Source organism: Burkholderia sp. MSMB1078WGS (assembly GCF_001528895.1).
In the GTDB taxonomy this organism is placed as follows: domain Bacteria; phylum Pseudomonadota; class Gammaproteobacteria; order Burkholderiales; family Burkholderiaceae; genus Burkholderia.
Genome location: NZ_LPDI01000061.1, coordinates 110873 through 121743, shown reverse-complemented (window position 1 = coordinate 121743; position 10871 = coordinate 110873). Strand labels below are relative to the sequence as shown.

The following is a 10871-nucleotide window of genomic DNA, read 5'->3' as shown; positions in this document are numbered from 1 at the left end:
TCGAGCTCGAGCCCGATGCCGTCGAGCCTTGACCCGTGGTCGTCGAATTGGTACCCGTCGCATTCGAGCCTTGGCCCACTGTCGTCGAGTTCTCACCCGAGGCCGTCGCGCCCTGGCCGTTCGCAGTCGAGCTCGGACCCGATGCCGTCGAGCCTTGACCCGTGGTCGTCGAATTGGTACCCGTCGCATTCGAGCCTTGGCCCACTGCCGTCGAGTTATCACCCGATGCCGTCACGCCCTGGCCGTTCGCGGTCGAGCTCGGACCCGATGCCGTCGAGCCTTGGCCCACTGTCGTCGAGTTCTCGCCCGAGGCCGTCGAACCTTGACCCGTGGCCGTTGAGTTGGCACCCGAGGCATCCCCGAACTGCAACTTTATCGTCTTCGAATCTATTGAGCATGGTGTGCCACTTACTGATTTTCCAACGCAGTCAAAAACATTGAAGATAGTTCGAACAGTACCACCAACTGAATCGACAATGGGCGCAAACGTCGTCTCAATACCTTGCTTGATAACATCCCCCAGATTGGCCGGCTGCGACTGCTCACCAACGGTCACAGTTGCACTTGTTCCAGGTGTCCCCACAACATCAACAGGAACGGTTGTCTGCGCCATGGCGACATTGGCCATCAAAGGAAATATTAAAATGCCGGCGACACACTTCGTTCCGGGCAAAATCTTTGTGCCATTCATTTACTTACACATCCAAATATAAAAATAATTATCAACTATCGAACATAAAATCAGCGCGCACCACCAAGGCAAACAATTCCATCAAGCGCATCAAATACCCCTAATTAATGCGAACATCACGCCATTCTTGTCGACACCACTTTAAAAAACGAAACAAGAGCAAACAGCCAAGCTGTTTCAATTCCGCCCAAACCCAAGCTTCTTCCCAGGTCGAGACTACGCCGATGCAGCCCGTTCGCCGAGATAAGTCGCAGCCGCACGGGACCGCTTATCTGAATTGCCGTCCGCGACACTGCGCGGCAGATGAAATCAACTTCACGAAATTCAAAATAGGTTCAATATTGAACCTCCATCTCTGATCGACCCTCAACTGACGCCAAAAATTAGTTGATTATATTTTTTGGTCAGCCATCAAAAAAACATATCACGCGCCCTGCTACCCAAGCGGACAACATGCATCAACCGATACATTCAAAAATGAGATTCGATTAATCATCAGCGTGCAAAACGGGTGCCACGCAAGCGCGAAACTTCGCCGTAAATGGTGACGTCCCCAGCACCATGTGGCGACGATACAGATTCTCTGTCCGGATAGTACTAAGCAGACATTGCCCGAACATTGCCGAACCCTCGCTCGCGACATCTAATTTGACAGACACAAATTCGCACTCACATTCCATTCACCATGAAGTGAGGCCCACCCCGTTTCGACAACGCCAAAGAAACCCTGAGTTGAGCCTCCTTCTCTACATTTCCTCAGCTACCGCTCTTCGACCCGCTCAATGTTTTGGTATACGGCCCCAACAAACGGCTACCAAAATCGTAAATTGGAGACGGACCCTAGCATTTGTCTCCAAAAGCACCTCGACCCGATAACTTTCGCGGTAAGCTGTTAGCCACCGACATGGAAATAACTGAGACCAAGGAGATGGGCAGGTCGATCATCGACGGCGAGCGGAAGACCCGTTACACTTACTCGCTTAGAATCACGTAGCGTTATGGAACCGCTCGCACGAGCTCCCGCGTGCTAAGCCGCTAGGAGCTGACCATATCTATTTCTCGCACACCGCCGCTGATTCATCATTAATTCGCGCTTTTGCTGCAGACTAAAAGTCAGACCAGACCCACCGATCGAGCGCGCTCCAAATCCACGCACCACATCATCGCGGGCGCCAAGACGCCTCACATTTCGTCATGGCAAGGAAAGGAATAAAACACCAAAAATAGCCACCGCCAAATGAATCATCAGCGAAGCAGACAGAATTTCCTCGGCTGGCTCGTCACCCCTAAAGAATTGAATCCAGCCATCTAGAATTCCTACGGAAAACGCAAAAACAGATACTATTGAAGAAAAATATACTCCGATTTTTGTCGAATTGATGTTTGAATAACAATCAAACGCTACAAATTCATCATAAAATACACAAATCTGAACTGCGATTATTTCAATACACGCCAACCAAAATAATACTGTTGATACCACCCCATCGTTGGGTTTCCCACGGGTACTCGTCATCACCGGAATCTGATCGAACTAACGACGCCTCATAATCATTGAAAGAATTTTACGTCGAGAACATTGCGCGAAAATTGCCCATCGCTCGACGCGACTCTGGTATAGGGCGTAGGCAGTGCGAACGTTATGAGCTTGGTTGAGATCGAGCAAATCCTGCTGCCACTATGTATTCGCGGCGTCCCGGCAGGCTAAGAGCGAATATCAAACCGATAGTGATAGCACGCGAACGGCAGAATACAGCCGGGCCACACAATGAATTCGTGTCACATCAATTCCGCAATGTTCACATAATGTTGGCACTGTAGGTTATGGCGAGTTCTCTATGCAGTTACGTCAAGTATGCTTCACACTTATCTATTAACAATATTTTAAGTTTGCTTGTTTTGAATTATAAATTCCGCAAAATCAACCGTACCCCACTTGAGCAAATCGACGTATGACCGGCGCGTTCCTGTGGGCTCGTCGGCAAGGTTTTCCGAATCAATTTGGTGTGAAATGTACGCGCGGTTCCCCCGTCGAGTTCAGAATGAAACTGAAGGCAATCTGTCTGAACGAAACAGCAACCGCAGTCGCCGGGCGCAGTAATTACTGCCGCCTCCATCGCTGACTGTGACTTGCTCAACGTCCTCAAATGGGGCGATATCCGCGCAACTGCGGACGCGTAGCTGCCAAGTGAGTAACTCTGGGCTTCAATCGGCAGCCCAGTCGCGGGTGGCTTCATCGATAGCGTGGCAACGTGCGTCCCACTCCAACCATCGTGGCGACCAGCAGTCCCCCGGATAACGCATTGGCGTCGCAATGGCGTGACGGACGCCGCTGGCTCTGCTCGCGCAATTTACATCCACACGATCGACGGAAGCGGTCGGCTTATCAACAAGGAGCATGAGTTGAAGTTTATCTTTCTCGTTATCACCGTTATCGTAGGTATGTTGTGCGTATCCGTCGCTCATGCCGCCGCATCGAGCGGCAAGGACGAACAGACAGCAACGGGTCAAGCCTATATCGACAAAAGCTTCAAGACGATCGATTCCAACCACGACGGCGTAATTAGTCGCGACGAATGGAACGCGTTCCTGATTCAGTATCTGGAGAAGCAGCAGGCAGCCTTCGACGCAGCCTTTGACGCAGCCGACACGAATCATGACGGCAAGCTTAGCCGTGCAGAGTTACAGGCAGCCAATCCGCCGTTGGCCAAATACTTCGACCAGATCGACATCCATCACCGTGGCTACCTGACCAAAGACGATATTCGCAGCGCGATGCTTAAGAAGATGGACAGCTTAGTGGACTAGTAAGCACTGCGATCACCGAACTCGCCCCCCAATGTTGCCCCCCCGACGAGGGGGGAGACAGAGGTATCTTGTTGAAGCGATAGTAGACGTACGCGGCGCTGGCTAGGCCGCTGAAGCCTGGTCCTGCGGCCGGCTGGCCCGACCCTACTGATAATGCAGGACGCTATGACGGAATTGGCTCCAAATCATCTCGAATTCGTATCGCTATCCGGATTCAACATATCGACAAACCCATGCGCATCCTGTTGATCGAAGATGAACTCGAACTCGCATCGGCGATCAGCACCGCGCTCAACAAACGCAACATTGCCACCGATTACGTTTCGAGCCTGAGCGAGGCCCGTTTCGCGATCCGCGAATGCCAGTACAAGGTAGTGCTCCTCGATCGGGGCTTGCCTGACGGTGACGGGCTGTCCGTCATTTCCGACCTGCGAACGGCCGCGCCCGGCATCCCGGTGATCGTGCTAACCGCGGCCGGCGCGATCACCGCGCGTGTAGAAGGGCTGGAAGCCGGGGCAGACGACTATCTAGCCAAGCCCTTCTCCATGGACGAACTTGTGGCACGCATTCGCGCACTCGCCCGCCGCTCGCCGGGTCTGCAAAGGCAGATTGTCGCCGTCAACGCGCTTGAGATCGATGTCGTGTCGCTCGTCGCCACCATTCACGGCGAACCGTTCGACTTGCCGCGACGTGAATTACTCGCCTTGCAGGTGCTAGCCGAGAATGCTGGAAGAACCGTGCGACGCGATCAGCTTTTCGCACACGTCTACGGTCTCGACGAAGATATCCAGTCGAACGCGCTGGACGCGCATCTTTCCCGGTTGCGCAGCAAGCTCGCCCAGCGCGGCGCCGGTATCGAGATTCGGCCAATCCGCGGCATCGGCTATTTGCTTTCCACGACTGAATGAACCATTTCCGAAATCTGTCGATTACGCAAAGAATATCCATCACGCTGATCGGAACACTGATCGCGATCGCCACCGCGTCTGGCGTCTGGTCCCTGTTCTACTTTCTGCAAGGGGAATTTACGGGCTACGTGATGGACGAACGTATCGACGACACCATCCTTAAAGCAGTTACACGCACATCCGGGGGCGATCTCGTACTACAACAATCGCCGCAGCTCGAAGCGCTCAAACGCGAAGCGCCTACACTCTGGTTCGTTGTCCGGGACCGAAGCGGCGACGAGGTCCGATTCGGCCGAATCTCGCCGGCTTGCGAATCGGTAGTAGCCGCGCTGCCTCGCCTGTTCAGCGGCAGCGCGACGGATCTCAACGATCAGTTCAATCTTTCCTGCAAGATCAAATCGATTCGAACTCATCTCGGTGAGACTCAAATTGCCTACGGAGGCGGCCCGCTTCTACCGGCGTGGAAAGCAGTCGCCATCCTGGTCATTCACTACCTTGAAGTACCGTTTTTTCTTCCGCTGCTGCTCGTCAACATCGTGGTCATTCCACTCGTCGTCGCGACCGCACTCAGCCGGCTTAAGGACGTCGCCCGGCTCGCACGCTTCGTGAACATCGATAGTCCCGGCCTGCGCTTACCAGTGGACAGATTGCCGCGCGAAATCGCGCCGCTGGTCCGCGCGTTCAACGCAGCACTCGAGCGGCTCGATGCGGGGCGAGCACAACACGACCGTTTTATCGCCAACGCCGCTCACGAACTGCGCACACCGGTCGCAATTATTCGCGCGCGCCTGGACGCAATGGAGGACGGACCGCTGAAACGAAAGCTCGAGCAGGATGTAATCCGCCTCGGCGAGCTGACTGACAAGTTGCTTGACCTCCAGACGCTCAAGAACACTACCCCGCGCATGGAACATATGAATCTGGTTGAGCTGGTTCGCGATACGTTGGCAGAGCTTGCGCCAGTCGTTCTAACTGCCGGACACGACGTCGAGCTCGTCAACGATGTCGAACGGCTTGACGTGTTCGGGGATCCGACCTCGCTCAGGCGCATCATCGTCAATCTCGTCCAGAACGCTACTCGGCATGGCGGCGATGCGGTCACGCTGACCGTTACCGTCCGAGCCGACGCGACGCATGTTCACATGGAATTTGTCGACACCGGCCCCGGTATACCACCTGCCCGCCGTGACCAGATCTTTGAATCCTTTTCGCGTTATGCGAACAGCAATGTTCCGGGCGCCGGCCTCGGGTTAAGCATCGTTCGGGAAATCGCCCAGATTCATCGCGGCAGCGTGATCTATTTCGAGCCACCGACACAGGGCGCCGGAATACGCATTAGCCTGCCACGCGCGAAAACCGGAACGAATCAGGTTGGCTGAGCCGGCCCATCGATGTGCTCGAATTTCTCGAGCACCCATATCATTAAACCAGACGCAATCGGGTACCCGACTCTTCCAAAATCATCAGGATACTGAATCGATCAGGCTGATCAGTATCACGCATTCCGAATGGCTCTCCAGCCGTGAGGCATTGCAATACGCTAAATTCACTCCGGAAAAGGAAAAATCCGTGATCTCGATTCCTCGCACTGCAGTGGGACTAGTAACGCTAACTTTCGCACTGTCGTTGGTTGGGTGCACGAACAATCCTGCACTTCCCCAGCAGACCGCAAGCCCGGCGCCGACCCAACGCGTCACGAATTTCGGCACCATCAGCGGGCTAGACCGCAGCGCCACCACCGGTGTCTACGCTTGGCTTGGTATTCCCTACGCGAAGCCGCCGGTCGGCACGCTGCGCTGGATGCCGCCCGTCGATCCCGCTCCGTGGGCCGGCGTGCGCGCCGCGCAACGGTTCGGGCACGCCTGCGCGCAAGGCGGAGGGTACTACGGCCCCGCGCAGAATGACGCGCCCTACGGCCTCTCTGTGCGAGACGGCTTTGGCAAACCAGTAGGCAATGAAGACTGCCTGACACTCAACATATGGCGTCCGGCGACCGCGCAAGGCACGCTTCCGGTGATCTTCTTCATACACGGTGGCAGCAACGTCTCGGGATATTCAGCTGATCCGATCTACGACGGACAAGCACTCGCGAAGAAGGCCAATGCAGTGGTCGTCACGATCAACTACCGCTTGGGTGTCCTAGGCTGGCTGGATTTGCCACAACTCAAGACCGGCAACGCACTCGTGGATTCCGGAAATTTCGCATTGCTCGATCAGCAGCAGGCACTGAAGTTCGTGAAGAACAATATCGCAGCGTTCGGCGGCGATCCAGGTAACATCACGGTGATGGGACAATCCGCCGGCGCGGTCAATGTATGGGCCCTCCTCGTTTCACCGTTGTCTGCCGGATTGTTCCAGAAGGCAGTACCGTTGAGCGGCGGCATCTTGAACACCTCTCGGGAGAAGGCGCAAAACTACTCCCAGGCATTGCTAACGGCGATCGTCATAGCCGACGGCAGGGCAAGCGATGGCACGTCCGCGCGGGCCTGGCTCGCATCGCAGTCAAGCGCGCAGGTAGCAGCGTACCTGCGCAGTATCCCGGCCGAAAAATTGCTCTCGGTGACGATTTCGAACCCGCAACTCGGCAATGCGCCCGCGCCAATCGCAGACGGCACCGTTCTTCCAGAAAATGCGATCGCAGCCCTAAAGGCGGGGCGATACCAGAAGGTGCCGGTGCTCGCCGGTAATACAAACGACGAGGGCACGTCGTTCGCACGCCTGTTCGGAACGCTCTCGCGTACTGGCATTTCTGGATTCAGGCCCAATGACTACGATCGTTTCAGCATGCAGTTCAATTTCGATCCGAATGCACCGGCCACGCTGCACGAGGCGGACTTGATCAGCGCGGCGTACCTGCCGGCGGCGGCGTTGCCGTTCGGATGGAATGCCATGGCCGCGCGTGTCACGAAGGCCACGTTCCTTGCCGGGGCAACGTCATCACTCGATTCGCTAGCCTCGCAGCAACCAGACAAGGTCTGGTACTACCGCTTCGACTGGAATCAAGAACCGGCACCGTTCAACACGGTATACGGTGCAACACATTCACTGGATCTGCCCTTCATCTTTGCCAACTTCGGCAAGAACCTGTTCTCGTTCGCATACAGCGACGCAAATAAAGCCGGGCGCGAAGCATTGTCGAACGCGATGATCGCAAGCCTTGCGGCCTTCGCGAGGACCGGTAATCCGAACACGCCATCGCTTGGTGCTACATGGGAAAATTATCCGCGAAAAATGGTCCTGGATGCATCGCCAACGCAACTGCATACGAGCGCGCAGTAGACATCTACGGAGATGACATCATGGCATGGTTGACGGACCCGACAATCCGGACCCGTCCGATTGCACCGATTGTTCTCGAAATCGTATTGGGCATCGACGATTATTGACCTTCATCGCGATTCTCGCAGGCAAGTTACCGCCTGGGCAGCGTGACAAGGGACACATCGTCGGTCTCTTGCTCGCGTTGCCAATACGCCTCGGGTTGCTGTTCGCCATGTCATGGATTATCCGTCTGCGACGAGCAACTCGACAAAGTCATCGGAGAGGTCGGAATAGACAAAATTCAGCGGAGTTGGCTTTCTAGTAGAAGACGAACATCAAAATGCCATCTACGAAAGAACAAATCGCCGTCCTCCGAAAAAGTCCGCAGCAGATGAGCAGACCAAGTGTGTCGTCGAAGTGGCAAGCTAAACCGCCTATCGCGATCTTTTCAGCCCTAGTCCGCTCTGCACGGCCTCAATTCTAGAACTCACGTTGAGCTTTTCGAAGATGTTCTTCAAATGCCACTTCACCGTTTCCGGCGCCACACGCAGTGCTCTACCGATCTCCTTGTTCGATAATCCGCGTGCAATATGATCGAGTATTTCGATCTCACGGGGGCTGAGTCGATCAGAGGGAGCGCTCGACACCTCTGGTACAGTTGCGCCAACACGGCTAATTCGTTCGTCGAACGCAGCAGCCAGGCGTTCGACGAACGTCACGTCGAATGAAGCCGCTTTAGAGGCGGTGCGCCGCCAGCGGTCCATCACGATACGAAGCGCCTCCCCTTCATCGGCGAAGCTGTTAATCATGCCGGTGGATTGCGCAATAGCTAGTGCTCGTTCAAGCGACACCAGTGCACGGTCCGCATCTCCGTGCTGCTCAAGCGCCAGCGCAAGCAGTATCGAAACCTGAGCGCTGAGGTACCACCTACCAGCTGCGCCCACCTCATCGCGCAATTCCTCTAGCATCGCCACAGCTTGGCCCGCGTGACCGTCGGCGATCAGAACCCGCGAACGCATCATGCAATAGTCCGCCCATGTCTCTAGAAAGGTGCCGCTTCCGGGCTTGCGCCGCTCAGGTAGAGCGACGCGCAGCGCTTCGGCAGTCCGACGAGCGTCGGCAATCCGCCTTTCTCTCAAATACAACCGCACGGCCTCGGAGTCACACCCTACCCGCAGGCGCAACCACCGCCGCGCAGCAGCCACTTGACGCGCGTCCTCGATCACGGCGAGCGCGGATCCGATGTCGCCATCACGTGCATGGAGTCTGGCTACCGAACGCGTATAGCGCAGCAACGCGCCAAGAGGACACGTTTCCATTGCAATCGCGGCGCGACCGGCCACGATTTCTCGCACACGCGCGAGATTGTCGCGTTCATAATAAATTGATGCCAGATACCCGGCAGGTAGCGTCGCGGCAGCCGAGTTTCGGTCGAGCACACTTTCGGCGTAGCCGAGCGCAGCCTCGAGAGTTCGCATCGCTTCGTGCAAGTCACCCTCCACAAGCGCCGCGAGTCCGAACATGCATTCTCGGTAGACGTCCGCATACACCGGGGTCTGAGTTGAGCCAAAGTGAGTCGTAGCGAGCCTGCGGACGCGCCTCACCTGATCAAAGTCACCCTCGTATAGCAATCCGAAAATTTGCGCCGTTTCCGCAAAGTGGTTGACCCTGGGCATCGCAGGCAACACGGATGCCGATGCGATCGCCGCACGCCCGAGCGCGAGCGCATGCTGACCGTCGTCGTCGAAGCCTGCGATGATCGCGCTTACTGCATTGATTTCAGCGGGCAGAGCTTCGTCGAAAGGCACTTTGTCGCTACCGGATCGTGCGACTTCCGCCGCGATGGATTCAACCTCCTTGGCAGCCTCCGTGGTCTGTAGTGACAGTGCCAGCGCCCATGCCTTCGCGAGGCGCAAGCGCAATCGCCCATGGACAAGATCTGGCGGGAGTTTCGCAATCCAGCCGAGTAACGTGCGCACATCGCTGCGATCGACCATCGCCATCGCACAGTTTTCTACCCATTGTCCCGCTTGCGATGTGTCGCCGGCCGAGAGCGCGTGCTTCACGGCCTCGGGCCACAGACTCTGGCTCGCAAACCATTGACTCGCGCGACGATGCAAGGCCTTCAACTCCCCCCTGCATTGTCTGGCGAGACGCTGCCGCAACGCGTCCGAAAGCAACGCGTGGTAGCGGAACCATTGCCGTTCGGCGTCGAGCGGCTGGATGAAAATGTTATGTCGCTCGAGCCAGTCGAGCTTTTCCCAACTGCGCGCCCCATCGCCCATCAGGGCGTCGCATACGTCAACGCTCAGCCGGTCGAGAATGGACGTGCGCAGCAGAAATTTCAGCATCGGTGCCGGCAGGTTGGCGAGCACAGTATCGTCAAGATAGCTGTCGATGCCTAAGCGCGCTCCCGAAAGACCTCGTGCCACCTCGCTGGCGTCTCCCGCTTCCTGAAGTGCAATCGACGCGAGTTGCAAACCGGCAACCCATCCCTCGGTTGCCTCGTTCAGCAGTGCAACACTGGAAGCGTCCAGCGGTACCCCGCGCACCTGTCGAAAGAATTCGTGTGCATCGTCATTCGAAAAACGGAGATCTGCAGCAGCGATCCGCAACAGCCTTCCGTCGGCACGGAATTGCCCCAACGCAAGGGCCGGTTCGCTACGCCCGCCGAGCAACACGTGGAAATTGTCCGGCGCGTATCGCAGCAAGCGCGAGACCAACGCACGAATGGCCGTGGACGTCAGGCGATCGAAGTCATCAAGTACAAGAAAAACCTGACGGTCGCAAGTGGCAATCTCGTTGAGCAGCACAGAGACGATGGTGCGCACGGGCGTCAGCAGATCGTCACGTAGAAGCTGCTGCGCTTGCTGCGCCAATTCGCCCGATGCCTGGGACAACGCAGCCACTAGATAGGCACCGAACTGCTGCGGATCGTCATCCTGCTCATCGAGGCTCAACCACGCAACCAAGTGCTTCCTCGCCCGCAACACGCTGCTCCATTCGGCAAGCAGGGTCGTCTTGCCGAAACCTGCGGGCGCGGTCACAACAGTCAAGCAGCGATCGCCTTTCGATCCGAGGCGTTCCAACAGCGCGTTCCGGCGCACAATGCCCGCCGGTAAGCGGGGTGGTGCCAACTTGGTCTGGATCAGCGACACGTCCCATGTGCGATCCGAGGTGTCTTTCGGTAATCCCACGCTTGC

The 10871-nt window shown here is 56.5% G+C and carries 6 protein-coding genes and 2 pseudogenes; 5 read left to right on the top strand and 3 right to left on the bottom strand.

Features of this window, described 5'->3' with window-relative positions; genetic code table 11:
- Both WT24_RS32935 and WT24_RS34405 read right to left on the bottom strand, forming a co-directional pair.
- Positions 1-691, bottom strand: a pseudogene (locus tag WT24_RS32935) (hypothetical protein); the annotation flags it as partial.
- A 1192-nt stretch (positions 692-1883) separates the two neighbouring features.
- Positions 1884-2207 carry a hypothetical protein gene (locus WT24_RS34405; RefSeq protein ID WP_156441815.1) on the bottom strand — a complete coding sequence of 108 codons (324 nt, stop codon included), beginning with the start codon at positions 2205-2207 and terminating at the stop codon, positions 1884-1886.
- Positions 2208-3010: 803 nt separating this feature from the next.
- On the opposite strand from WT24_RS34405, the gene WT24_RS16050 reads away from it, so the two are divergent.
- The 5 genes and pseudogenes from WT24_RS16050 to WT24_RS35340 all read left to right on the top strand — a co-directional run.
- Positions 3011-3499, top strand: a complete 489-nt coding sequence (locus WT24_RS16050; protein ID WP_060034739.1) for an EF-hand domain-containing protein — start codon at positions 3011-3013, stop codon at positions 3497-3499.
- 233 nt (positions 3500-3732) lie between these two features.
- Positions 3733-4407, top strand: coding sequence for a response regulator transcription factor (locus tag WT24_RS16045; protein WP_060034737.1), 675 nt, complete (start codon positions 3733-3735; stop codon positions 4405-4407).
- Complete coding sequence (locus WT24_RS16040) at positions 4404-5786, top strand: HAMP domain-containing sensor histidine kinase (RefSeq protein WP_060034734.1); 1383 nt, start codon at positions 4404-4406, stop codon at positions 5784-5786. Before WT24_RS16045 ends, WT24_RS16040 begins: the two co-directional genes overlap by 4 nt.
- A gap of 190 nt (positions 5787-5976) precedes the next feature.
- A complete protein-coding gene (locus WT24_RS16035) occupies positions 5977-7686 on the top strand; it encodes a carboxylesterase/lipase family protein (protein ID WP_179949358.1) in 1710 nt (569 codons plus the stop codon).
- A gap of 20 nt (positions 7687-7706) precedes the next feature.
- Positions 7707-7921: pseudogene (locus tag WT24_RS35340) on the top strand (hypothetical protein); the annotation flags it as partial.
- Positions 7922-8102: 181 nt separating this feature from the next.
- Here the strand turns inward: WT24_RS35340 and WT24_RS16030 are convergent.
- Positions 8103-10826 (bottom strand): LuxR C-terminal-related transcriptional regulator, encoded by a 2724-nt coding sequence (locus WT24_RS16030; RefSeq protein ID WP_257127497.1) that lies wholly within the window; start codon positions 10824-10826, stop codon positions 8103-8105.
- Positions 10827-10871: the final 45 nt, after the last annotated feature.

Bases quoted from the DNA above. Each gene is read 5' to 3' on its own strand.
- WT24_RS34405 (WP_156441815.1), bottom strand. From the start codon at position 2,207: ATGACGAGTACCCGTGGGAAACCCAACGATGGGGTGGTATCAACAGTA.
- WT24_RS16045 (WP_060034737.1), top strand. From the start codon at position 3,733: ATGCGCATCCTGTTGATCGAAGATGAACTCGAACTCGCATCGGCGATC.
- WT24_RS16040 (WP_060034734.1), top strand. From the start codon at position 4,404: ATGAACCATTTCCGAAATCTGTCGATTACGCAAAGAATATCCATCACG.